This window comes from Streptomyces sp. NPDC006332, assembly GCF_040612855.1.
GTDB lineage: Bacteria > Actinomycetota > Actinomycetes > Streptomycetales > Streptomycetaceae > Streptomyces.
Genome location: NZ_JBEXRA010000063.1, coordinates 26,364 through 48,302, shown reverse-complemented (window position 1 = coordinate 48,302; position 21,939 = coordinate 26,364). Strand labels below are relative to the sequence as shown.

At 69.8% G+C, this 21,939-nt stretch carries 24 protein-coding genes and 1 pseudogene; 14 read left to right on the top strand and 11 right to left on the bottom strand.

The window, feature by feature from the left end; genetic code table 11:
- Positions 1–129 precede the first annotated feature (129 nt).
- The 3 genes from ABZ027_RS37045 to ABZ027_RS37035 all read right to left on the bottom strand — a co-directional run bounded on the left by ABZ027_RS37045 (position 130) and on the right by ABZ027_RS37035 (position 2,710).
- A complete protein-coding gene (locus ABZ027_RS37045; protein WP_356776319.1) occupies positions 130–1,362 on the bottom strand; it encodes a beta-ketoacyl-[acyl-carrier-protein] synthase family protein in 1,233 nt (410 codons plus the stop codon).
- Positions 1,362–1,601, bottom strand: coding sequence for a phosphopantetheine-binding protein (locus tag ABZ027_RS37040; protein ID WP_356776317.1), 240 nt, complete (start codon positions 1,599–1,601; stop codon positions 1,362–1,364). The genes ABZ027_RS37045 and ABZ027_RS37040 overlap by 1 nt, the downstream gene beginning before the upstream one ends.
- 98 nt (positions 1,602–1,699) lie before the next feature.
- Positions 1,700–2,710, bottom strand: a complete 1,011-nt coding sequence (locus ABZ027_RS37035; protein WP_356776315.1) for a beta-ketoacyl-ACP synthase III — start codon at positions 2,708–2,710, stop codon at positions 1,700–1,702.
- A gap of 358 nt (positions 2,711–3,068) precedes the next feature.
- On the opposite strand from ABZ027_RS37035, the gene ABZ027_RS37030 reads away from it, so the two are divergent.
- The 4 genes from ABZ027_RS37030 to ABZ027_RS37015 all read left to right on the top strand — a co-directional run bounded on the left by ABZ027_RS37030 (position 3,069) and on the right by ABZ027_RS37015 (position 7,389).
- Positions 3,069–4,061, top strand: coding sequence for an aldo/keto reductase (locus ABZ027_RS37030; RefSeq protein WP_356776313.1), 993 nt, complete (start codon positions 3,069–3,071; stop codon positions 4,059–4,061).
- Between the two features lie 83 nt (positions 4,062–4,144).
- The gene (locus tag ABZ027_RS37025) at positions 4,145–4,843 is read left to right on the top strand and encodes an HAD family phosphatase (protein ID WP_356776311.1); all 699 of its coding nucleotides are present in this window, start codon (positions 4,145–4,147) and stop codon (positions 4,841–4,843) included.
- A 135-nt stretch (positions 4,844–4,978) separates the two neighbouring features.
- Positions 4,979–5,710, top strand: coding sequence for an HAD-IA family hydrolase (locus ABZ027_RS37020; RefSeq protein WP_356776309.1), 732 nt, complete (start codon positions 4,979–4,981; stop codon positions 5,708–5,710).
- A 47-nt stretch (positions 5,711–5,757) separates the two neighbouring features.
- Positions 5,758–7,389, top strand: coding sequence for an MFS transporter (locus ABZ027_RS37015; RefSeq protein WP_356776307.1), 1,632 nt, complete (start codon positions 5,758–5,760; stop codon positions 7,387–7,389).
- A 64-nt stretch (positions 7,390–7,453) separates the two neighbouring features.
- On the opposite strand, the gene ABZ027_RS37010 is transcribed toward ABZ027_RS37015, so the two are convergent.
- The 4 genes from ABZ027_RS37010 to ABZ027_RS36995 form a co-directional block, all read right to left on the bottom strand.
- Positions 7,454–8,452 carry a ScbA/BarX family gamma-butyrolactone biosynthesis protein gene (locus tag ABZ027_RS37010; protein ID WP_356776321.1) on the bottom strand — a complete coding sequence of 333 codons (999 nt, stop codon included), beginning with the start codon at positions 8,450–8,452 and terminating at the stop codon, positions 7,454–7,456.
- Between the two features lie 116 nt (positions 8,453–8,568).
- A complete protein-coding gene (locus tag ABZ027_RS37005; RefSeq protein WP_356776305.1) occupies positions 8,569–8,934 on the bottom strand; it encodes a hypothetical protein in 366 nt (121 codons plus the stop codon).
- Between the two features lie 90 nt (positions 8,935–9,024).
- Complete coding sequence (locus ABZ027_RS37000; protein WP_356776303.1) at positions 9,025–9,852, bottom strand: PRC and DUF2382 domain-containing protein; 828 nt, start codon at positions 9,850–9,852, stop codon at positions 9,025–9,027.
- 167 nt (positions 9,853–10,019) lie between these two features.
- Positions 10,020–10,286, bottom strand: coding sequence for a hypothetical protein (locus ABZ027_RS36995; RefSeq protein ID WP_356776301.1), 267 nt, complete (start codon positions 10,284–10,286; stop codon positions 10,020–10,022).
- 49 nt (positions 10,287–10,335) lie between these two features.
- Between ABZ027_RS36995 and ABZ027_RS36990 the strand changes: the two genes are divergently transcribed.
- From ABZ027_RS36990 to ABZ027_RS36975, 4 genes are all read left to right on the top strand, one after another.
- On the top strand, positions 10,336–11,598 hold the full coding sequence (locus ABZ027_RS36990; protein ID WP_356776299.1) for a hypothetical protein: 1,263 nt from the start codon (positions 10,336–10,338) through the stop codon (positions 11,596–11,598).
- 36 nt (positions 11,599–11,634) lie between these two features.
- On the top strand, positions 11,635–11,859 hold the full coding sequence (locus tag ABZ027_RS36985; protein WP_356776297.1) for a hypothetical protein: 225 nt from the start codon (positions 11,635–11,637) through the stop codon (positions 11,857–11,859).
- Positions 11,860–11,994: 135 nt separating this feature from the next.
- The gene (locus ABZ027_RS36980) at positions 11,995–13,668 is read left to right on the top strand and encodes a DUF262 domain-containing protein (RefSeq protein WP_356776295.1); all 1,674 of its coding nucleotides are present in this window, start codon (positions 11,995–11,997) and stop codon (positions 13,666–13,668) included.
- 121 nt (positions 13,669–13,789) lie between these two features.
- Entirely contained in the window at positions 13,790–14,707 is a 918-nt protein-coding gene (locus ABZ027_RS36975; RefSeq protein ID WP_356776293.1) for an NAD-dependent protein deacetylase, read from the top strand.
- Positions 14,708–14,847: 140 nt separating this feature from the next.
- Here ABZ027_RS36975 and ABZ027_RS36970 read toward each other — a convergent pair whose 3' ends face one another.
- On the bottom strand, positions 14,848–15,453 hold the full coding sequence (locus ABZ027_RS36970) for a helix-turn-helix domain-containing protein (RefSeq protein WP_356776291.1): 606 nt from the start codon (positions 15,451–15,453) through the stop codon (positions 14,848–14,850).
- A gap of 147 nt (positions 15,454–15,600) precedes the next feature.
- On the opposite strand from ABZ027_RS36970, the gene ABZ027_RS36965 reads away from it, so the two are divergent.
- On the top strand, positions 15,601–16,035 hold the full coding sequence (locus ABZ027_RS36965; protein WP_356776289.1) for a DUF4345 domain-containing protein: 435 nt from the start codon (positions 15,601–15,603) through the stop codon (positions 16,033–16,035).
- A 385-nt stretch (positions 16,036–16,420) separates the two neighbouring features.
- Here the strand turns inward: ABZ027_RS36965 and ABZ027_RS36960 are convergent, their stop codons facing one another.
- Positions 16,421–16,843 carry a hypothetical protein gene (locus ABZ027_RS36960; protein WP_356776287.1) on the bottom strand — a complete coding sequence of 141 codons (423 nt, stop codon included), beginning with the start codon at positions 16,841–16,843 and terminating at the stop codon, positions 16,421–16,423.
- 164 nt (positions 16,844–17,007) lie between these two features.
- Between ABZ027_RS36960 and ABZ027_RS36955 the strand changes: the two are divergent.
- From ABZ027_RS36955 to ABZ027_RS36945, 3 genes and pseudogenes are all read left to right on the top strand, one after another.
- A pseudogene (locus ABZ027_RS36955) lies at positions 17,008–17,198 on the top strand (transposase); the annotation flags it as partial.
- Between the two features lie 70 nt (positions 17,199–17,268).
- Positions 17,269–18,081 carry a maleylpyruvate isomerase family mycothiol-dependent enzyme gene (locus ABZ027_RS36950; RefSeq protein WP_356776285.1) on the top strand — a complete coding sequence of 271 codons (813 nt, stop codon included), beginning with the start codon at positions 17,269–17,271 and terminating at the stop codon, positions 18,079–18,081.
- A gap of 85 nt (positions 18,082–18,166) precedes the next feature.
- Positions 18,167–18,715 carry an ATP-binding protein gene (locus ABZ027_RS36945; RefSeq protein WP_356776283.1) on the top strand — a complete coding sequence of 183 codons (549 nt, stop codon included), beginning with the start codon at positions 18,167–18,169 and terminating at the stop codon, positions 18,713–18,715.
- Positions 18,716–18,936: 221 nt separating this feature from the next.
- Here ABZ027_RS36945 and ABZ027_RS36940 read toward each other — a convergent pair whose 3' ends face one another.
- On the bottom strand, positions 18,937–19,590 hold the full coding sequence (locus ABZ027_RS36940; protein WP_356776281.1) for a TetR/AcrR family transcriptional regulator: 654 nt from the start codon (positions 19,588–19,590) through the stop codon (positions 18,937–18,939).
- Positions 19,591–19,697: 107 nt separating this feature from the next.
- On the opposite strand from ABZ027_RS36940, the gene ABZ027_RS36935 reads away from it, so the two are divergent.
- Together ABZ027_RS36935 and ABZ027_RS36930 are read left to right on the top strand one after the other, a co-directional pair.
- Positions 19,698–19,919, top strand: a complete 222-nt coding sequence (locus ABZ027_RS36935) for a hypothetical protein (protein WP_356776279.1) — start codon at positions 19,698–19,700, stop codon at positions 19,917–19,919.
- A gap of 89 nt (positions 19,920–20,008) precedes the next feature.
- Positions 20,009–20,401, top strand: coding sequence for a VOC family protein (locus ABZ027_RS36930; protein WP_356776277.1), 393 nt, complete (start codon positions 20,009–20,011; stop codon positions 20,399–20,401).
- Between the two features lie 396 nt (positions 20,402–20,797).
- Here the strand turns inward: ABZ027_RS36930 and ABZ027_RS36925 are convergent, their stop codons facing one another.
- A complete protein-coding gene (locus ABZ027_RS36925) occupies positions 20,798–21,364 on the bottom strand; it encodes a Uma2 family endonuclease (protein WP_356776275.1) in 567 nt (188 codons plus the stop codon).
- Positions 21,365–21,939: the final 575 nt, after the last annotated feature.

Below are 21,939 nucleotides of genomic sequence, written 5' to 3'. Positions count from 1 at the left end.
TGGTTTGTTCTCCCGGCGGTGGGGGGGGGGGGGGGGGTGGGGGGGGGGTGGGGGGCGGGGGGGGCGGGCCGGGGGGCGCGGGGCGGGGCGCACGGCTCCCGGCCCGGACGGCCCGGCCCGCGGTGGGGCTCAGGCCGACGTGATGACGAGCGCGGCGTTGTGGCCGCCGAACCCCAGCGACGTGCTGACGGCGACGTCCACCGGGGTGGTCCGGGGCTCACCGCTGACCACGTCCAACTCGATGGCGGGGTCCGGGTTCTTCAGGTTCGCCGTCGGCGGCACCGTGCCGTGCTGCACGGCCAGCACCGTGTACGCCGCCTCGATGGCCCCCGCGGCCGCCAGCGCGTGGCCGGTGACTCCCTTGGTCGACGTGACCAGGGGTGTGTCGCCCAGGACGCGGCGCAGCATCCGGCCCTCGACCAGGTCGTTCATCGCGGTGGCGGTGCCGTGCGCGTTGACGTGGCGGACGTCCGAGGGGTCCACACCGGCGTCCGCCAGGGCGGCGCGCAGGGCCCGCTCGATGCCCTCCCCGTCGGGGTGCGGGGCGGTGGCGTGGTGGGCGTCGGACGAGGACGCGTACCCACTGACGACGGCGCGGACCGACGCGCCCCGGGCACGGGCGTCAGCCTCCCGCTCCAGGACGAGCACGCCGGCCGCCTCCGCGGCCACGAAACCGTCCCGCTCCGCGTCGAACGGTTTACCGGCGTGCTCGGGCGCGTCCCCCGACTTGGACAGCGCGCCCATCTTGCACAGACCGGCCATCACCGTCGGAGTGAGCGCCGACTCGCTGGCGCCCGCCAGCACGATGTCGCAGGCCCCGGAACGCAGCAGGTCCCGGGCGGTGCCGATGGCGGTCGCGCCGGACGCGCACGCGGTGGCGGTGACCAGACTCGGCCCCCGGGCACCGCAGTCAATCGCCACATAGCCCGCGACCATGTTCGGCATGTACTTCGTCACCAGGAGCGGCGAGACCTTCTCGGCGCCACGAGCGCGCAGCGTGTCGTGCTGCTCGGCGAAGGTGGCGGCGCCGCCGAGCGAGTTGCCGAGCACCACCCCCACCCGGGCACCGTCCCACGACGTGGAGTCCCAGCCCGCGTCGGCGACGGCCATCCGCGAGGCCACGATGGCGAGTTGGACGAAGCGCTCCAGCTGCCAGCCGGCGAAGCCGCCCAGCAGTTCACCGGCGTCGAAACCCGGCACCCGGCAGGAGAAGTCGACCGACAGCGCGTCGAGTGCCGGGTCGCGGGTTGCGCAGGAACGCCCTGACAGCACCCGCTCCCAGTTCTCCGCCACACCGATCCCGGCCGGGGTCACCAGACCCAGACCGGTGACGGCTATGCCGTTCGTACGACCGTCCGCCATCAGACCGCCGCTCCCTTGGCCGACAGGAGCTGGACCAGGTCGTCCAGGGTGTGCTGCTCGGTGAGCTCACCGTCCTCGATCTCCACGCCGAACTCCTTGTCCAGAACGAGGCCGAGCTCGATCAGGACCAGGGAGTCGAAGGACAGTTTGCCGAGGGTCACCTCGGACACGATGATCTCCGGCTTGACCTTGAACTGGTCCGAGAGAAGGACCGAGACCCGCTCCGCGATTGCCTGCATGGTGTTTCTCCTTGTGACGCGATGAGTGATGAAGGTGAACTGATCTGTGCGGTGAGCGATGAGAGGCGAGGGTGGCCCTGCCGAGGTGGCGACCGGCGTCAGACCGCCGTGATGTCGGGCCATACGAGGGCCACCGACCCCCAGGTGAGACCCCCGCCGAACCCGCCGAGCACGACCCGCTGGCCGGGGAGCAGTTCGCCGTCGGCCGACGCGTCCGCCAGGACCAGCGGGATCGAGGCCGCGACGGTGTTGCCGACCCGCTCGATGTTGGCGGGGAACCGGTCGAGCGGTACGTCGAGACGCTCGGCGACCGCCGCCAGGATGCGCGCGTTGGCCTGGTGCAGGACGACCTTGTCGAGGTCCTCGACCGCCCAGCCCGCGGCGCCGGCCGTCGTCGTCACGGAGGCCGCCATGTGGCGCACGGCCTCCGCGAAGACCGGACGGCCCTCCATCGTGAAATACGTGGCCTCCGCGGCGGCCGGCAGACCGGTGGAACGCTGCCGTGAACCGCCGGCCGCCACCTGGATGAGGTCGCTCTGGCCGCCGTCGCTGCCGAGGTGCAGCCCCGTGAGGGCACCCGGCTCCGTCGCCTGCCCGGCCCGCAGGTACACCGCTCCGGCGCCGTCCCCGAAAATGGCCCTGGTCGTACGGTCGGCCGGGTTGAGGATGGTGGAGAACGTGTCCGCCCCGATGACCAGGACGGATTCGGCGAAGCCCGCCTGGATGAAACCGGCCGCCGCGCCCAGCGCGTAGACGAAGCCCGTGCACACGGCGGCGATGTCGAACGCGCCGACACCGTCGAGCCCCAGCCGGTCGGCGACTTCCGGCGCGGTGGCCGGGCAGGGGCGGTCCGGGGTGCTGGTGGCGACCACGACGATGTCGGCCCGCTCCTCGCCCGCGGACTTCAGGGCCCGGCGTCCGGCCTCCACGGCGAGGTCACCGGTCGATCCGCCCGGGTCGACGACGTGCCGCCGGCGGATCCCGGTCCGGCTGCTGATCCACTCGTCCGAGGTGTCCAGTTGCCGGGCGAGGTCGTCGTTGGTGACCACCGTGGACGGGACCCAGCTGCCCAGGCCGGCGACGACCGCCGCGCGGTCCGACCCGGTCATCCGGCGTCTCCGTCACCGTGGGACGTCTTCGAGGTGCGGCTGTCAGCCACAGCCGTTGTCGCTGTCGTAGCCGTCACTGCGTTGTTCCTCCTGGCTGCTGTCGTGGTGCGCCGACCACGCTGTGGCGCTCGTCGGAGTTCTCACTGTGGCAACGCGGGCTCCGCTTTCCCTCACCGACGGCCCACGCAGGGCACATGTGCCGCTCACGTCGGCCGTGAGCGGCACATGAGCAGTGCGTAAGTACGCGCCGCCAGCATGGAATCCGTCCGGAACAGCCCGTGCCGCCGCGCAGGCGCACCCGCACTCCGGACACGCCTTCACCCGACCCGGCCCACGACCGCGCACGAGGAGAACGTCAGTGCAGCAACGCAGGATAGGAACGAACGGTCCGGTGGTCTCCGCCATCGGCCTCGGCTGCATGGGGATGTCGGAGTTCTACGGTCCGACCGACGAGGCCGAGAGCCTGGCCACCCTTCAGGCGGCCCTGGACAGCGGTGTGACGCTGCTCGACACCGCCGACATGTACGGCAAGGGCCACAACGAGCGTCTGGTGGGCCGGGCCATCGCGGACCGCCGCGACCAGGTGGTCCTCGCGACCAAGTTCGGCATCCGGCGCGACGACAGCGACCCGCGGGAGGGCCGGAAGATCGACTCCAGCCCGGAGCACTGCCGGCGGGCCGTCGACGCCTCGCTGCAGCGCCTGGGCGTCGACCACATCGACCTCTACTACCTCCACCGCAAGAGCCCCGACATCCCCGTCGAGGAGACCGTCGGAGCCATGGCGGAGCTGGTGCGGGCCGGCAAGGTCGGCCACCTGGGGCTTTCCGAGGTGACCGCGGACACCCTGCGCAGGGCGCACGCCGTCCACCCCATCGCGGCGCTGCAGACCGAGTACTCGCTGTGGACCCGCGAGGTGGAGGAAGAGGTCCTGCCGGTGGCCCGGGAACTGGGCACCTCGCTCGTGGCGTACTCGCCGATCGGACGGGGTTTCCTGACCGGCGCGATCACCCGGCCCGAGGACCTCGACCCCACCGACTTCCGGCACTCCCACCCCCGCTTCCAGCAGGAGCACCTGGAGCGCAACGTCCGGATGGTCGAGCGGCTCCGTGAACTCGCCGACCTCTACGGCTGCAGCCCCGTACAGCTGGCCCTGGCCTGGCTGCTGGCCCAGGGCGACGACATCGTCCCCATCCCGGGCACCCGCCGGATCGGCTACCTGCGCGAGAACGTCGCCGCCGCCGACCTGCGGCTCACCGACGAGCAACTCGCCGAAGTGTCGGCCGCGGTGCCCAGCGACGTCGTCTCCGGCGACCGCTACGACCCGGCGGGCATGGCGACCGTCGGCGGCTGACGGGCCCCAGGCCCTCGCCCCCCATTTACCCCCGCACGTCCCGGTGCCGTCCCGCGGCCCGGCCCTACCTAACGAGGAATTCCATGGCAGAGAAGCTCAAGCAGCTCAAGCTGGCCGCCGTCAACATCGACGGCGTCCTGCTGAACGACACCTTCAGCCCCGTCATCCACAACTTCATCGTCAGCCGCGGCGGCGAGTACACCCCCGACGTCGAGCGCAGCATCTTCTCCCAGCCGCAGCTGGTGGGCGGCCAGGGCATGGCGAACGCGGCCCGCGTCCCGTGGACCGCCCAGGAGGCGATCGACGTCTACTTCAAGGAGCGCGAGGAGTACACCCGCGAGCACCCGGTCGAGCTGCTCGACGGCGCGATCGACCTGCTGCGCCGGCTGCGCGCGCTCGGCCTGAAGACGGTCAGCTACGGCGGCCTCGACAAGTCGCACTTCGACCACTTCCTGGGCGAGTACGCCGACCTCTTCGACGAGCCCGGCTACGTCTGCACCAACGACTTCCGCCCCGGCCTGCGCGAGATCACCACCGAGGTCTTCGGCCTGAAGTACGACGACGTGCTGTTCATCGACGACGTGGCCCGGGTGGCGGAGGTCGCCAAGGCCCTCGAGATCCCCTTCATCGGCCACCCCAGCTCCTTCGAGCACAGCTTCCAGCCCCAGCTGATGCGTGAGACCGGCGCCCGGCACATCGTCGACTCGCTGCACTCCATCGACGAGGACCTGCTGCGCACCCTCGACGCCGAGGCCGCCGAGCGGTCCGTCTGGCGCGTCTGAACCCACGCGCCGCACCACCCGCCGGACGGGCCGCCACCCGGCCCGTCCGGCACCCGTCGGCGCCCCTGCCTCCCCGCCCCCACGCGGTCTCGCCCCTCCCGGCCGCGTCCCCCTTCCCCACCCAGGAGTTACGCCTTGGACCGCGCCGCTTCCCCGCAGACCGTGCTGCTGGACTTCGACGGAGTGCTGAGCCTGAACGCGTCGAGCCTGCTTCTGCTCGCACTGCACGAGGGCATCAACCGCCACACCGAGTTGCCGATCGAGGCGACGGTCACGCAGTTCAAGGCCATCAGCACCTTTCCCCAGCGGGAGAGCCTGCGCGTGCTGTTCACCGGCCTCGGCATCGAACGGCACCTGAACGCCGAGATCGACGCGCTCAGGTCGCTGACCTCGGTCCGGGGCACGCCGCTGACCCTCGGCGAGGGCGTGGAGGTGTTCTGCGCGCAGCAGCGTGCGCGGGGCACGCGGCTGCGGGTGTTCTCCACCATGGACCGCACCACCGCGCGCCGCTCACTGCTCGACGGACTGTTCGGGCCCGAGGACTACGTGGCGCTCGACCACTCCTCCAAGGCCGACCCGGACACCTACGCGGCCCTGCTCGCGGCCGAGGGCGTGACGGACCCGGCGCAGTGGCTGCTGGTCGACGACTCCCCGCTCGCCCTGCGTGCGGCCAAGATCGCGGGACTGCGTACGGTGCTGATGCGCGGCGCCGTCTTCTCGGACGACGACGTCTCGGCGTTCGGGTCCTTCATCGACGCGCAGGTGACCTCGTTCGCGGAGCTCGGCGACGTCCTCACCGCAGAGGACGCCTCGCCGGCCGCGCCCCCGTCGGCGGACGAGGCCCCACGGCCGGCCTCCCGGCTCTGACCACGCCCCCGACCCGCCAGCCCGTACTTCCCCCCGGTTAGGTTTCGATGTCCCAGTCACCTGCTGATTCCGAACTCGCACCCCCCAGGACCGCCCCCACACAGACCACCTCTCGGGCGGACAGCGCCGCCCGCACCCCGGAAGGCCGGACCACACCCCCGGGCCGCGACGCCGTCGGCCCCACCCGGGTGCTGGTGGCCATCGCCCTGGCAGCCGTGATGCTGCCCATCTCCGTCACCGGGCCGGGCGTCGCCCTCGCCGACATGTCCGGCGCGCTGCACGCCTCCGCCGCCTCCACCCAGTGGGTGCTGAACGCCTACAACGTGGCGTTCACCGCCTTCATGCTCGCCGCCGGTTCCGCGGCCGACCTCTTCGGGCGCCGCCGCCTCTTCCTGAGCGGCACGGCCGTCTTCGCGCTGGCCTCGCTGGTCGCGGGCACCGCTCCCACCATCCTGCTCGTGGACCTGGCGCGTTTCGTTCAGGGCATGGGCGCGGCAGCGGTACTGACCAGCGGTTCCGCGCTGCTCGCCCACACCTTCAGCGGGGCCGCCCGAGCCAGGGCGTTCGGCATCTTCGGTGCCTCGATCGGGTTCGGCCTGGCGATGGGACCGTTCGTGTCCGGCCTGCTGGTGGGCGTGGCGTCCTGGCACGCCGTGTTCCTGGTCAACGTCCTGCTCGGCGCGGTCGTACTGGTCCTGGCCCGACCGCTGCCCGAGTCGAAGAACCCGGACGCGCGACGCGTCGACCTGCCCGGCGTACTGACCTTCACCCTGGCCCTGATGCTGCTCGCCCTCGGCTTCGTCGAGGGACCCTCACAGGGGTGGGGCGGAGCCGTCACGCTCGGCTCCTTCGCGGGCGCGGCGCTGTTCCTCGCCCTGTTCGTCGTGGTGGAACTGCGCGTCGCCGAGCCGATGTTCGACCTGAGCCTGCTGCGGCGCCCCACGTTCGTCGCGATCATCTGGCAGCCGGTGAGCATCGTCTTCGCGTTCGCTGCCCTCCTCGTCTACCTGCCGCCCTACTTCCAGGGCGCGGGCGGCGCGGGATCGACGATGTCCGGCGCGATGCTGCTGCCGCTGACGCTGCCGGTCTTCATCCTGCCGCTGTTCACCCCCACCCTGGTCCGGCTGCTGTCCGTACGGACGCTGCTCGCCGTCGGGCCGGCGGTGCTGGCCGTCGCCCTGCTGCTGATGACGTTCACCGACCCGGTGTCGTCCCGCACCGGGCTGTACGCGGCGCTGCTGCTGGCCGGTATCGGCATCGGTCTCGCCTTCGGCGTCATGGACAACGCGGCGGTCAGCGTCGTACCGGCCGAGCGCAGCGGTATGGCGTCGGGCATGTTCAACACCCTCCGGGTCGCCGGTGAGACGATCGGCGTCGCGTGTGTGGGCGGACTGCTGCTCACCTCGACCCGTCAGCAGTTGTCCGCGGGCGACAGCGGGACGGTCGGCGGAGGCCCGGACAGCGGCACGATGGCCGACGACGTGGTCCAGGGTCGGCTGGGTTCGGTGCGCGCGAGCGGCGGACAGGACCTGGTGGACCGGGCGGTACAGGGTCTCCAGCACGGTTGGAGCGTCGTCTACGTGGTGCTGGCTTGCGTGGCCCTCGCCGGTGCGGTCGCCATCTTCACCATGGTCCGCGACCGTGACCTGGACCAGTCCGCCGCCGGGCAGGACGCGTAGGCCCGCACGCGGAACACCAGACTGTCCGGGCCCCACCCCAGGGGCCCGGACAGTCTTTTCGCGGTTACCGTCCCGCGCCCTCACCCTCCAGCGTGAAGACGGCCCGGGCGACCCCGCGCCCGCCCTGCTCGAACGTCACGGGTACCGAGACGGCCCCGGCAACGCCGGCCGCCTGCTCCGAGCCGTCGGCGACCACCGTGAGGGGCTCGTCGAGTTCCGCGTAAGCCTCGAACGAGGCCTCAAGACCGGAGACCGACCACGACGCCGCAGGGGCTCCGAAGAGTTCCTCGGCGGTCAGCAGGGCGCTCTGCCGTCCCGCCTCCATCAGCACCATGCCGGGCACGTGGTCCTGGGCGTGGTCGAACAGGCTGGGGTGCCCGCCGGCCACCAGCAGCCGTGCCCGAACCTGCCGGCCGTCGGTGACCGGGTCGAGCAGCACCACGTTCTCCTGCCGCTCCCGGCCCACCCGCGCGGGCCTCACCAGGCCCTCCGTGACCGGGCGGCGGTACGACTCGGACGTCGGCGTGACACCGCCGTCCCGTCGACCGCGGAGCATCCCGTACACGCTGTCGGCGACGTACTTCACCCGCATCGTCACCTCACCCACCGGCCGCCCGGACACGGTGATCGCCATGCGGTACCGCAGACCCCGCAGCGACCCCCCGACCCACTGCGCATCGTGCGTCGTGGCCGCGATCGTCACCTCGGCCGGCCCGTGCGCACGCTCCAGCGCGGCCAGGCCCGGCAGCTCCATCGACCACTGCTGGAGCACGAACTTGGTGCCGTCCGGCGCCCCGAAGTGCGCGTGCACCGCGTGCGTCTCGGCCTGGCGGCAGCACTCCAGCAGGAACAGCGGATCGACCGCGGACCAGGTCGTGTGGTCGGTGTAGTAGGCGTGGAACGGCGGCAGCTGCGCTCCGGCCACGAAGTGACCGTCGTCGACCGCCGCGCTGTCGGTCAGGAACACCTCCGACAGCGCCCGTCGGTGTACGAGCCCTTTCGCCACGGTGCGCTCGAAGGTGAGCGCACCCAACGCGGCCCCCACGCTGTCCGTCTCGGCCATCACGGTCACTGGAATCCCCTTCGCCAGACTGTCCTTACGGACGGCCCACACTCCCAGCGACGGCTCACGCGCAACTCACGCGTTCGTCACGCACGCGGGTGACCCTCGCCCCCTTCTCACGCTCCTTGGCGCGCCTTTCGGGCCTGACGGAAGTCGAGGTACGACAGCCCCGTGACCAGCAGTGGAACCATGACGCACAGCAGCACGACGCGGAGCCGTCCCTCGGTCAGGGCGGCGACCAGGAACACCGCGACGGCGCTGCCGACGAAGCCGGAGAACTGGCGGTAGGAACGGAACCCGCCCGCCACCTCGGTGCCAGGCTCGTCCTCCTCGGCGATCGCGGCCCGCATGGGGTGGTCGTCGCCCTCGCGCCGGGCGTGCAGCCAGGCGAAGAACCAGCGGGCGACCACGTAGAGAACGAGGACGCCCATGAGGATCCACCACTCGGCGGGGTCATCGGGTAATGAGCGCGCAAGTGTCATGTGCATCTCGTCGTCCGGACGGGGCCATGGGTACACGCCATGGGTACACGCCCCGCCCGGCGTCCTCGTACAGGTCAGTCGGTGTAGACGTCAGCTCTTGCCGGTCCCGCCGGTGGTCCCGCCGGTCTCGTCGGTCTCCTCGGGGAGCTCGGTCTCGATCCGCTCCTTGCGGACCTCGCCACGGACGGTTTCTTCCTCGGTACGTTCCTCGGTGTCCAGCCGCACGCGTTCGACGGGAACGGTCTCCGTCTCCACGACGGGACGCTCCTCGTGGATGGTCACCTCGTGTTCGGCCTCGGTGATGTCGGTGCCGGACATGGCCGCGTCCCGGTTGGCGTCGGTGATCGGCTCGTGCTCCACGCGGACTTCCTCGTGGCGCACGGGGACCGTCTTCTGGACTTCCTCGGTGACGACGAACTTGCGCAGGCGTGCCCGACCGGTCGCGCGGCGCTCGACACCGACGTGCATCTCCTCCTCGGAGCGCGTCATCGCGTCATCACCGGCGGGTTCTCTCCCGGCGGTGGCCTGGGTCTGCGCGGCGGTGCCAGTGCCTGCCAAGCCGGCCTGGCCGCGCTGGTTGGCCTGCTGCCAGGCGGTGTCCCAGTCGATGCCGTAGTACTCGTACAGGCGGTGCTCTTCCTCTTCGGACAGATGTCCGCCGGCATCCACGTCGACGTTCGGTGCCTCCTTGACGGTGTCCTTGGCGAAGGGCACCTCCAGGTGGTCCTCCACCAGGGTCCCGTCGTGGATCGGCACGAACGACTCGCTGGTGCCGAAGAAACCGGTCTTCACGGTCACCCATTCGGGCTCACCGGTCACATCGTCGAAGAAGACGTGCTTGGCGTCACCGATCTTGTTGCCGGTCCCGTCATAAACGGGATGATCCAGAACAGTAGAGATCTGGTCGCGAGTGATCATTGGTGTTCTCCTTGCTCCTGTCGCTCTCCTACGCGTAACCACCCATTTCAGTGACAAAAGCGGACGAGACAGAAAAAGCGGAAAAATTCCTGGTGACGTGCGGCTGACCCGAACGGCAGGCCGTATCCGACGGGCCGGGGCATGCCGATTCCAGGTCGTTCCAGGTGTCAGTTCACGGTGAAGTAGTAGTCGTAGGGCGCCAGTTGGATGCCGAAGCGGGTCGCCGCGCAGACCGTGAGGTCGTACCGGCCGTCCGAGGCCGGGGCCCAGCCGATGCTCGCGGCGTGCTCGGCGTGCTCGGCGTGCTCGGCGCCCGCGGGGACCGTGACCTCCGGGTGGTGTCGTAGCGGACGCGCCACTGAGCGGCGTCGCTGACCCAGCCGTTCTCGCTGCCCGGCCTGGGTGGCCGCTACTGGCCGCGCACGGGCCCTCATCTTGGTCCAAAATGGTAGAAATATACGACAAAACCGCGGAGGCGTGGCGATGCGCGGCAACGCCGAGAACGACGAGGGCTCCGTCGAGGAGTACGAGGAGTACGACGACGAGCACGCCGACGAACTCGGCGCCGAGGACGGTGACGAGTACGCCGACCCCGAGGCCTACGACGAGGAGGACGCAGCCGGTGCGAGCCCTGACGTCTTCCTCGACGTTCCGATCCTGAAGGTCGACGAGATCGACCTGGACGTCGAGGACCTGCGGGCGCATGTCTCACTGCAGGCCGAGGTGCTGGACCTGCTCAAACTGAATGTCGGCGCCGACGTCACGCTCGGCCGCGTGCACCTGGGCATCTCGGGCGTCGAGGCCCAGGCCCAGCTCAAGGTGCGTCTCCACCACGTCGCAAAGATCATCGACCGCGTACTCACCACGCTGGACCGCAACCCGGAGATCCTGCACGAGCTGGCGCGAGGAGTCGGGTCCGCCGTACAGGACGTCGGCGGCGGAGCCGGTCAGGCCGTGGGGGAGGTGGGCGCGGGCGCCGGAAAGGCCGTCCAGGAGGTCGGCGAGGGTGCGGGGTCCGCGGTGCGGGATGTGGGCGAAGGTGCGGGGTCCGCGGTGCAGGACGTGGGGGAGGGTGCGGGGTCCGCGGTGCAGGACGTGGGGGAGGGCGCGGGGTCCGCGGTGCGGGATGTGGGGGAGGGCGCCGGGGGTGCTGTTCAGGAGGCGGGTCGGGGCGTCGGAGGTGCTGCCCAGGAGGCGGGCCGGGGCGTCGGCTCCGCAGCGCAGGATGTCGGGCAGGGGGCCGGGAAGGCCGCCCAGGACGTGGGCGGTGGCGCGGGGCGCGCGGCGGAGGATGCAGGCCGTGGCGCAGGGCGCGCGGCGGAGGATGCAGGCCCTGGCGTAGGCCGCGCGGCAGAGGATGCAGGCCGTGGCGCAGGCCGTGCGGCGGAGGACGCAGGCCGCCAGACGAGCCGAACCGTCGAAAGCGCCGGCGAAGCGGCGGGCGGCGCCGCCGGACGGGCGGCCGAACAGGCCGGGGGTGAGACGGAGACGGCAACCGACACGGCACGGGACGCCGGCGACACCGTTGCCGGCGCCACTGACGCGGCGAACGCCCCGAAGGAAGCGGCCGAGTCGGCCGAGTCACCCGAGCCGCGCGCCGCACGCAAGGGCGAGGAGGACGAGCAGGGGCGGTCCGACCGGAGCCATGATCGCCCCCGCAAGCGCCGGGTGCGCGGAGAGGACGGGAAACTGCCACGAAGGCCCGGTCGCCGTCACGCCGCCAGGGAGGCCGAGGAGCCGCCCTGAACGCGAGGCGCGCAACCCGGGATCCCGGGGGACACCTTGTTCCGGTCGACGGTCCACGCCGAACGGCTCCGCTTCACCCAGGCACCCCAGACAGCCGTCCACTTCCCCGGCACCGGCACGCGAGAGTCGACGAGCCACAGCCACCGCACCCACCTCCCGGACCCGGTCACCCCCGGCCAGGAATACCAGGACGTCACCGTCGCCTATTACCTGGCCACCCGACTCACCAGGGAGCCGGAGGCCTCCGACCCGGCTCCATGACCTGCGCCGCGACGCCCAGCCCCTGCGGTGTCGGTGCCGTCACCGCGCCCAGGACAGGACCACACCCCTCCCACGCATCGCGCAGCTCGCCGGATTCCTTGGACACGGCGTCAATAGCGCGTACATCCTGGGGACATGCAGCAACTAGAGGCACAGGAAGTTTCCCTGCACAAGGTCTTCAGCAGCGACTACGACTTCCGGATCCCGGACTATCAGCGGCCCTACGCCTGGGACGTCGAGCAGGCCGTTCAGTTGCTCACCGACTTGGAGGAGTCGCTGGACAGGGGAACGGACGAGCCGTACTTCCTCGGCTCCATCGTGCTCGTCAAGGCCAAGGGCGACGCGCCCGCCGAGGTCATCGACGGCCAGCAGCGCCTCACCACCCTCACCATCCTGCTCGCCCTCCTCCGCGACCTGACGGAGGACCCCGACCTGCGCGGCGATCTCGACAAACTGGTCACGGAGCCCGGCAACAAGGTCCGGCGGCTCGCTCCCAAGCCCCGGCTCACCCTGCGCAAGCGCGACGCGAGCTTCTTCCTCCGGTACGTCCAGACCAGGGGAGCCACCGAGGAACTGCGGGCCCTGAAGGAGGAGACGCTGCCGACGGACGCGCAAAAGGCCGTCCTGCGCAACGCGACGGAGCTGAACGCGAAACTCGCCGGCTGGTCGGAGGAGCGACGACTGGACCTCGTGCAGATGCTGGGCGAGCGCACTTTCCTGGTCGTCGTCAGCACCCCCGATCTGGACAGCGCCCACCGCATCTTCAGCGTCATGAACTCCCGGGGCATGGACCTTTCCCCCACCGACATCTTCAAGTCGCACATCATCGGCGCTCTGGACGAGAAGACCTCGGAGGAGTGCGCCCGCAAGTGGGAAGACGCGGAAGAGGCCCTGGGGCGGGACGACTTCGCCGACCTCTTCCTCCACCTGCGCATGGTGTTCGCCATGAAGCGGGCCGAGCGCGAACTGCTCAAGGAATTCCCCGAGCAGGTGCTCAGCCACTACCTGCCCGGCAAGGCCGAGTCGTTCGTCAACGACGTCGTCGTGCCGTACGCGGACGCCTACGTGCAGATCCGCGACGCCAGCTACTCCGCGTCCACCGGAGCGGAACAGGTCAACGCCTGGTTCAAACGCCTCCAGCAGGTCGACAACAACGACTGGCGGCCCGCGGCCCTGTGGGCGCTGCGTAACCACGGTGACGACCCTGCCTGGCTCGACGGCTTCTTCGGCGCACTGGAGCGGCTGACGGCAAGCATGTTCATCCGCCGCGTCTACACCACCCCCCGCGTCACGCGTTACGCGGACCTCCTGCGCGAACTCGACGCGGGCAGGGGCCTGGACGCGACGTCCTTCGCCCTGACGGACGCGGAAAAGGCCGACACACTCGCACGCCTGGACGGCGACATCTACCTCGTCACCAGGACCCGTAAGTACATCCTGCTGCGCCTGGACGAGATGCTGGCCGGAAAGCCCGGAGTCTCGTACGACCACGCCCTGATCACCGTCGAGCACGTGCTGCCCCAGAACCCGAAGCAGGGGTCGCAGTGGCTGCGGAACTTCACCGGCGAGCAGCGCGCCGAGTGGACACACCGACTGGGCAACCTCGTCCTGCTCAACCGGACGAAGAACGCCTACGCCCAGAACTACGACTTCACCGAGAAGAAGGCCAAGTACTTCACCGGCAGGCACGGAGTCTCCACGTTCGCCCTGACCAGCCAGGTGTTGCAACACCAGGAGTGGGCGCCGGCACTGCTGCAGAAGCGGCAGCGACGGCTTCTGGGGCTGCTGGCCGACGAGTGGGATCTGTGAGAGGGCGGTCCATGAGGTGATGTCCGTTTCCCAGTGATGCCTGGGGAAGGGGTGCGGGCTGCGGCGCCGACTCTTGATCGTGGCGACGTCTGTGCCCGCCGGGCTTCCGTACCCTTGCGGCATGCGCATGCGTCCCACCCTGAGCTGGACCCCTGCCGAGGACCTGCCGCCCAGCACCACGGATCTGGCGCCGGTCGTCGATCTTCTGCGCGCGGGCGGTGTGCTGGTGCTCAGCGGGGCCGGCATCTCCACGGAGTCGGGCATCCCCGACTACCGGGGCGAGGGCGGGAGCCTGGGTCGGCACACGCCGATGACCTATCAGGACTTCACCGCCAGTGCCCAGGCCCGTCGTCGATACTGGGCGCGCAGTCACCTCGGCTGGCGCACCTTCGGTCGTGCCCGCCCCAACGCCGGGCACCGGGCCGTGGCGGCGTTCGAGCGACACGGGCTGCTCTCGGGTGTGATCAGCCAGAACGTCGACGGCCTGCACCAGGCCGCGGGCAGCGAGGACGTCGTCGAGCTGCACGGCAGCCTGAGCCGGGTCGTCTGCCTGTCCTGCGGCGCTGTCAGCCCGCGCCGCGCACTCGCCCTGCGTCTCGAAGAGGCCAACACGGGCTTCGCACCGACAGTCGCCGGAATCAACCCCGACGGCGACGCCGACCTCACCGACGCACAGGTCGGCGACTTCCGCGTACTGCCCTGCCTGATCTGCGGCGGAGTCCTCAAGCCGGACGTGGTGTTCTTCGGTGAGACGGTTCCAGCTCCCCGGGTCGAGCAGTGCCGCCGACTGGTCCGGGAGGCGAGATCACTTCTGGTGCTGGGCTCCTCCCTGACCGTGATGTCAGGGCTACGGTTCGTCCGCCAGGCGGCCCAGGCCGCCAAACCCGTCGTCATCGTCAACCGGGACCCCACCCGCGGCGACCAGCACGCCCTCACCCGCGTCGCGCTCCCCCTGGGAGCCTCCTTGACCAGCGTGGCCGACCAGCTGCACCTCCGCATCGACGCGGAGCCGGCCGCGGAAGCCGCCGGAGAGACCTGAACACGACCCACCTGGTACCCCTGTTGCGCGAGTTCCGCGTTCCTCCCGGCGACGCCGACCGCAAAGCCACCCCGGTCCCGTACTCGGCGACATGCAGCCGGATGCCGCGCACCTCCACCCGGCGATGCTCCGCACGCGGTTCAGGGCCAGTTCGGCAGGCGGTCCGCAGGGAGCAGGGGGCGCAGGGCGCCGAGGACGGCGCCGACGCAGATGTCGCGGAGCTCGGTGCGGGAGCAGGTCTGCTCGGTGAGCCAGTCGACGACGAGGATCTGTACGAAGACCAACCAGCTCTTCAGCACGGCCGAGACGGTTCGGCGCGCGCTCTCGTCCGCGAGGGGCAGCACGGCGAGCAGGCGGGCGCGGAGCGCGTCCAGCTCGCCGGTCATGATCGTCTGGATGACCGGGTCGCCCGCGAGCACCCGGTTCGCGGCGAGGACGGCGTGGCGGTTGGCCACGAAGTAGTCGAGGTGGATGTCCATCCCCTGGACGAGTTGCCCGACGAGCGAGTCGGCGGGGTCGAGCTTCGTCTCGGCGAGCAGCCGGTCGGCGGCCTGCTGGTAGACCGCGGCGAAGAGCTCGCGCTTACTCGGGAAGTGACGGTAGAGCAGGGCACGCGAGACGCCGGCCTGCTGGGCGACGTCTTCCATCAGCACGTCCTCGTAGGGGCGGGCTGCGAACATCCGCGCACCGACGGCGAGGAGCTGGGCGCGGCGGTCGGCGGGGCTGAGGCGCCGGCGGGGAGGCACGGGCGAAAGCTTACTTGACACGCGCCTATTTATTCGCTCAGGCTGATGCCGAGCTTAGTAGACACACGTCAACTATGGCGTCGGACCAAGACGTCGGAAACCAAGACGTCAGACCCAGGCGTCGGACCAAGACAGGGTGATGGACCAATGGCCAGGGCTCTGCGCGTACTCGTACAGCTCATGGGGTGGTCGTGTGTGGCGATCGGGCTGTTCCATGTCGCCCTCGGCAACGCGGCCATCCCGGGCGCGGGCTCTGCCGGGGCGACCGTCGACAGCTGGGGGCGGTTCATGGGGGCGAGCTTCGCCGGCTACGGACTGGCCTGGCTCTGGGCCGCCCGGCAGCGGCCGATCCCCGCGACGGCAGTGCGCGCCCTCTCCGCCGCCTTCCTGCTCGGTGGGCTCGGCCGGCTGATCTCCCTGGCGGTCCACGGCCCGCCGCAGTGGTTCCAGATCGCGCTCGCGGTGATCGAGCTCGGTCTTCCGCCCGTCCTGTTCTGGCTCGCCCCGTCCGAGGAGCGCGCGGCGCCGCGGACGGCGGAACGTGGCGCAGGACCGTACCGCTCACCGGCCCGGGACCTGTGACACATCGTGGCCTCCGACGGGATGCCGCCGGGTGGCTCGATGGCGCTGGGAGCCCCACGCCGACAGGAGGGGCGGTGACACCAGTTCCGAGGGCGTCGACGGCCTGCGCACCCGCTGGCCCTGGCCGGCATCTCGACCTTGATACCGGGCAATCGAAGACTGCTCCCGCCCAAGGAGGTCCGATGCCCATGACAGCCCCCATCGCCTACAAGGGGCTCGAGTTGATGCCAACGTGGTTTGTCGTCCTGGGCGCGGTGCTGTCTGCGATCGGGATCGTGCTGGCCTGTCTACGGGGACGTTGAGGGCCAGTCCCGCACAGACGGGCCGCTGTTCACTTGAGATCATGCCTCCGCAGGCCCGACAGCAGTGCTCCCACTGAACGTTGTCAGGAAAGCGCTCCCGCCACGGCCGCCGCCACGAGCAACAAACCGCAGACGGACTGGATCACGAGACCCACGCGGGATCCGAAGGAGGCCAAGTAGTACGCGCTCTCGGCGGACGACGGGTTACGCGCATCGAACACGACGGGAACCTCCTCGCCTTCCCACGGCGGCGGCTTCGGGGCGGTGACGAGTACCCAGACCTCCTCGCCGTCGGCCGTCCGGAAGGAGCAGTTCAGCAGCTCCACAGCCGTACCACCGCGACGTATGCGCTCCTTGCAGACGGCCACGGTGTGCACCCCGTTCTTCCTCAGCCGACGGTTTCGCAGCTGCTGTGGGATGAACAGAAGCGACACGATGCCGAAGGGAACGGCGATGATCAGGAACGGGATGCCGTAATTCGTGGTGCTCGCGAGCGTGCTGTACAAAATGCCTTCTCCCCCTTCGATACGCGCGATTCCGCAGCGTACAAACAGTCACCGCGGCAGCGGTCGGTCCGGCCGTCAGTCACTCAGCACACCCTCCCGCACCCCCCAGGCGCCCGTCGCCACCCTCCCAGCTTCCGGACCGCGGTGAGTGGACCTGCCTGTCGTCCCATCAGTCGTGGCTCAACCGGATCGAGGCCCAGTTCACCACCCTGCGCTACTTCCCCCTCGACGGCACTGACTACGCCGCCAGCCACAAGGCCCAGGCAGCATGATCCGCCGCTACATGATCCGGCGGAACCAGCACGCCGTCGACGAACGCCTACGCGAAGTAGTCACCAGGGCAAACGTTGCCTGATGCGGCACCAGCTCCCAGATCGATCGGTGTACCTGGACAGATGCGAAGGACTGGTACACCCTTCCCTGCTATGACCGCCCCTCATCATGAACCTGCCATGCAATCGCGGCTGCCTGAAGCCATTTGTGTCGTAGCCGAGGAGATAGCCCGGTTACTCCGCTCGTGTACCGATGCCACGGTGCCCATTCCCGGGGCCGAATGGACGGTTGGAGAGTCCGCGGCGCATCTGCTCCTGGCCAACAAGCTGATGGCTGCTGTTGCCGAAGGGCATGAGCTGGTATACGGCGACGGCACACCAGGGGGACTTGCGGCGGCCAACGCCGCCTCGCTGGTTGCCTTCCCCGAACGCGATCCCTCCGTCCTGGCGGGCGGCATCGTCCAGCACGCACGGGCATTCACCGAGGCGGCGGACCTGCGGCCGGCGGACACGCCAACGGTGACACCTCTGGGACCCATGGACTTGGGAACGCTCAGCTCCTACCTGCTGGCCCACATGCTCGGACACGGCTATGACATCGCGGCGGCATTAGACCGACCACACATGATCGACCGTGACAGGGTCGATTTGGCGATGCCATTCCTGACCACCGCGATGCCCCGCGTCGTCGACGCACGAGCGGCTGCCGGTCAAAGTGCCTGCTACGAGCTGAGGTTGCGCGGCCTCTCCAGATTCACGGTGACCTTCACCAACGGCGAGGTGGCCGTGCATGCCGAGCCCCCGCGCCGTCCCGACTGCACGATCATGCTCGACCCGATCACGTTCTTCCTGATCGCCCTGGGCAGACGCAGCGCCACCGGCGCCATCGCCCGCGGCAAGGTCCTCGCCTGGGGACGCAAGCCCTGGCTCGCGCCGGGCTTCCCCGCACTGTTCACCGCACCCTGACGGACGGTGACCGAGCCGAAGCTCAATGTGTTCCCTGGGCTGGGACGGAGGCCGGGACACTTGGCCTTGGTGACAAGATCTGGGTGTGACGACGCTGTTCCTGACGGTTGGCCTGCCCGGAGCCGGAAAGACCACGACCGCACGACAGTTGGCCCAGGACCACAACGCGCTGCGGCTGACGCCGGATGATTGGATGCTCCCCCTGTTCGGCGATCCGCAGCCGGCCGGTAAGCGCGAGGTGCTGGAAGGACGGCTGCTCTGGCTGGCGCTGGAGGCGCTGAAGCTGGGAACGAACGTGGTCCTGGATTTCGGATGCTGGTCTCGTGACGAGAGGTCCGCCATCCGCTGGTTGGTGATGTCCGTGGGTGCGTCCTGTCACCTCGTGTACGTTCCGGTGGACCATGAGACCCAACGCGCTCGGATCGCCCATCGCCAGTCGACCACCCCTGATCAGACCTTCGCGATGAGCGAGACGGACCTCTCGCACTGGAGGACGCTGTTCGAGGAGCCAGACGCCACGGAACTCGACGGACAGGAGGTAGGAGGTCCGCCTCCTGGGTGGTCAGGATGGCTGGAGTGGGCCGCCGAGCGGTGGCCGTCGCTCACCTCACCATCCGGCAAACCTTGGTGCTAGGCAGGTCCGTTGCTCGACCGGACTCCATTGAGGGTCGGCAGCACAGGCCGACCTCTCGCCGCAGGCCGCGGACGTGCGGCGCGGACAGGGGGCCAGCCTTCACGGACCTCCGCGGTGAACTGGACCGCGAGGCACGGCGGCCCGGCATGTGAAGCTGAGCACACAGCGGGAACATCCCGCCCCCCCCCGCAGCCGCCGGGCCTGCCCGATCGACGCCCTGTTCAGGCGACGGCGTAATCGGCGAGGGCCGGTTCCAGCATGTCGAATGCGTCGGCCGCTTCCATGGTGATGGTTTCGGCGATCTCGTCGTTGGAGTGTTCGGCCAGGGTGAGGTCCTGGATGCGCTGGAACAGGATTCGGTGGACGGTGCCGAGCAGTCCGGCGGCCGTCTGGACGGTGATGTCGTTCGGCGGTGCGCCCACGGCTGCGGCGAGAGCGTGGGCCAGGGCACGTTCGCGCTGGTCATGCAGGCCACGAAGGCAGGCCGAGAGGGCGGGACTGTCGGCGATCATGCGGGCGAAGGCAGGACCTGAGAACCCGGAGACCGGATCCATGGCCGCGGCGGCGTCGGCGAAGGCGCGGCGCAGCGCCGCCAGGGCGGACTCGCCGGAGCGTCGAGCGGTCACCGTGTGTGCCAGGGATGCGATGAACGCGTCCTGGTGGTCCAGGGCCAGATCCTCCTTGCGTGGGAAGTAGTTGGTCACCGTCTTCTTGGCGACCCGTGCGGCGGCGGCGATCTCGGCGATGGTGGTCTGCTCGAAGCCCTGGGCGAGGAACAGGCGGGTGGCGTGGTCGGAGATGAGCTGCCGGGTCTCCTGCTTCTTGGTTTCGCGCAGGCCGGCTGGGAGCGCGGGCGATGTGATGTCGGTATCCATGAGGCAACCTTACCCTCGTGGCATTTTTATGTTGACACCCTTGCGGGTCTCGGGCTAACTTTACCTCCGTTGTAAGTTTGCGCCCGATGGATCGAAGAGGAGAGTCCATGCCCGAACCCACCTGCACGTCCCTCGCCCTCACCGCCGGTCTCGGAGAGCTCCTGGCCAGGCGTGCCGGCAGTGGCCCCGCGCCGGTCCCCGCGCAGATTTCCGCGCCGATCCCCGCGCCGCGTCGCCGTGACAGGCAGCAACTCGCCCGGACCGCCCCCGCCGGAGCCCGGCGTACCACCCCGCCCGTCCGCAACCTGCCCCGACGCGGCGGCTACTGAGGGTGCGGGCCCCCCACCGACGATCACGCCCGACCGTCTCGCCCACCAGCGGCGACAGGCTCCGCGAAGAATCCACGAGGAGAACCGTCTTGCAGATCACCGCATCCACCGTCTCGCTCACCGTCGACGACGTCGCCGCGTCCCAGCGGTTCTTCACCAGTCACCTCGGCTACGTCGAGCAGGCCGCCGCCGATGGGTTCGCCTCCCTGACGCGCGACGACGCCGCGGTGGACATCGTCCTGCTCGCACGCGGCAACGAAGTGCTGCCGGCCGACCAGCGCGACCAGCACGCCTCCGGCCTGATCCTCGCCTTCACCAGCACCGGTATCGAGGACGAGGAGAAGCGGCTGCGCACCGAGGGCGTCGAAATCACCATGCCGCTGCGTGAAGAGCCTTGGGGCGAGCGGCTGTTCCAGATCAAGGATCCGAACGGAGTCGTCATCCAGTTCGTCGAGTGGGCCACCCCTTCCGACCCTGCCTGACCGCTCCGCGTCGCGGCAGGCCGGTGGCGATCGCCGCAGGCCGCGACGTCGCGCTGTGGTTCGTCGAGATCGCCGCGCTGCCCGACCGCACCGAATGGGGAGGCAACCGCGGCGGCACGATCACCCGCCCCGTTGATGTCAGAAGCAGATGTAAAAGGCCCCGGACCATGATCGGTCCGGGCCATTCGACTGGCGCCCCGGCAGGATTCGTACCTGCCATACCCGTTTCAGGAGTGGGATCGACTCCTTGCCGGGTGTTACCTGGCGCTCCGCACGGTGCTGTTTCCCCTGGTCAGAACGGCACGGCGAGCCACTTGACCCGGCTCATGCCGCCCTGTGTCGGACCGTCCGCTCACGCATCGCTCACGCGCTGCCGACTGCTGACCAGCGCGTGGGTCAGACCTGGCCGAGGTCGATCTCCACCGGGAAGGGGGCCGCTACCTTGAGGATGCCGGTGAAGACGTCTCCGTCCCGGTAGGTCTTCGTCGCGGGGTCGAGAACGTAGGTGTATACGAGAGGAACACCTGTCGCGGCCTGCTCGATCCGCCAGTAGAAGCCGATGCCTGCCTTGGCGTACTGGTCGACCTTCACGATCCGGTCGGTGGTCTCCGAGCCTGGCGACACCACCTCCGCGACCAGCAGCACGTGCTCAGGGCGGGTGGGGGTGATGTCGATCGTGTCTGCGCGGTACACGACGACGTCCGGGCGGCGATTGGTGAGCGGGACGTTCTGAAGCCGGACGTCGAAGTACGTGTCGGCCTTCCACTCCGGGCCCGCAGCGGCATCCAGGGCGTTCGCCAGAATTCGAGCCAGCCGGTTGTGCCGCTTGGACGCACTCGGACTCACCATGACCATCGCGTCCACGATCTCGATCCCAGCGCACTGCTCCTCGGACCAGGACTCGTACTCCTCTGCCGTGATCTGCTCATGCATCCACGCCGGGGCCACCATCTCGGCCGTCATGAAGCACCTCCCGGACACTGTGCTGAGGGCCCGATCCCGCTGGGTTCAGCGTACTGTCTGCCATCCCTCTGGCAGGCTGATCTCACTCGCGCTCCCTTCCCGTCGGTCGGCATCCGACCAGCAAACACACGACAACTGAGGAACCGGCCCGGTGGACTCGGCACCAAGGGATCGGAACAGTCCAGCGGTACCGCGACACCGGTGAGTGGCCCGCCAGCCATGACCAGGGCCATGCTCGCCGGTCCTGCGGGTCCCCGCGCGACAGGTGCACGTCGAGATGTTCGGCCTGGCCTGAACCGGAAAGGGGTCCGACGTCCAGACCCGCGGCAGGCCGAGCAGTACCCGTCGCTCACGCAAACGGCCCCGGACGAGGAGTCCGAGGCCGATTAGGCACCCTCCCTGGGGGACAAGTACCAGGTCAGAGAGGTAATGCGTTGTGCCCCCGGCAGGATTCGAACCTGCGACACCCGCTTTAGGAGTTTTCCTTGGGCGGGGCTGTGACCTGCGGAAACATCGCCTATGTGGCGCCTGGCCTGGGAAAACACCCCTCTGTAGTTCTCACGTGTTCGCGGGGT

Bases quoted from the DNA above. Each gene is read 5' to 3' on its own strand.
- ABZ027_RS37045 (WP_356776319.1), bottom strand. From the start codon at position 1,362: ATGGCGGACGGTCGTACGAACGGCATAGCCGTCACCGGTCTGGGTCTG.
- ABZ027_RS37040 (WP_356776317.1), bottom strand. From the start codon at position 1,601: ATGCAGGCAATCGCGGAGCGGGTCTCGGTCCTTCTCTCGGACCAGTTC.
- ABZ027_RS37035 (WP_356776315.1), bottom strand. From the start codon at position 2,710: ATGACCGGGTCGGACCGCGCGGCGGTCGTCGCCGGCCTGGGCAGCTGG.
- ABZ027_RS37025 (WP_356776311.1), top strand. From the start codon at position 4,145: ATGGCAGAGAAGCTCAAGCAGCTCAAGCTGGCCGCCGTCAACATCGAC.
- ABZ027_RS37015 (WP_356776307.1), top strand. From the start codon at position 5,758: ATGTCCCAGTCACCTGCTGATTCCGAACTCGCACCCCCCAGGACCGCC.
- ABZ027_RS37010 (WP_356776321.1), bottom strand. From the start codon at position 8,452: ATGGCCGAGACGGACAGCGTGGGGGCCGCGTTGGGTGCGCTCACCTTC.
- ABZ027_RS37005 (WP_356776305.1), bottom strand. From the start codon at position 8,934: ATGACACTTGCGCGCTCATTACCCGATGACCCCGCCGAGTGGTGGATC.
- ABZ027_RS37000 (WP_356776303.1), bottom strand. From the start codon at position 9,852: ATGATCACTCGCGACCAGATCTCTACTGTTCTGGATCATCCCGTTTAT.
- ABZ027_RS36995 (WP_356776301.1), bottom strand. From the start codon at position 10,286: ATGAGGGCCCGTGCGCGGCCAGTAGCGGCCACCCAGGCCGGGCAGCGA.
- ABZ027_RS36990 (WP_356776299.1), top strand. From the start codon at position 10,336: ATGCGCGGCAACGCCGAGAACGACGAGGGCTCCGTCGAGGAGTACGAG.
- ABZ027_RS36980 (WP_356776295.1), top strand. From the start codon at position 11,995: ATGCAGCAACTAGAGGCACAGGAAGTTTCCCTGCACAAGGTCTTCAGC.
- ABZ027_RS36975 (WP_356776293.1), top strand. From the start codon at position 13,790: ATGCGCATGCGTCCCACCCTGAGCTGGACCCCTGCCGAGGACCTGCCG.
- ABZ027_RS36965 (WP_356776289.1), top strand. From the start codon at position 15,601: ATGGCCAGGGCTCTGCGCGTACTCGTACAGCTCATGGGGTGGTCGTGT.
- ABZ027_RS36950 (WP_356776285.1), top strand. From the start codon at position 17,269: ATGACCGCCCCTCATCATGAACCTGCCATGCAATCGCGGCTGCCTGAA.
- ABZ027_RS36940 (WP_356776281.1), bottom strand. From the start codon at position 19,590: ATGGATACCGACATCACATCGCCCGCGCTCCCAGCCGGCCTGCGCGAA.
- ABZ027_RS36935 (WP_356776279.1), top strand. From the start codon at position 19,698: ATGCCCGAACCCACCTGCACGTCCCTCGCCCTCACCGCCGGTCTCGGA.
- ABZ027_RS36925 (WP_356776275.1), bottom strand. From the start codon at position 21,364: ATGACGGCCGAGATGGTGGCCCCGGCGTGGATGCATGAGCAGATCACG.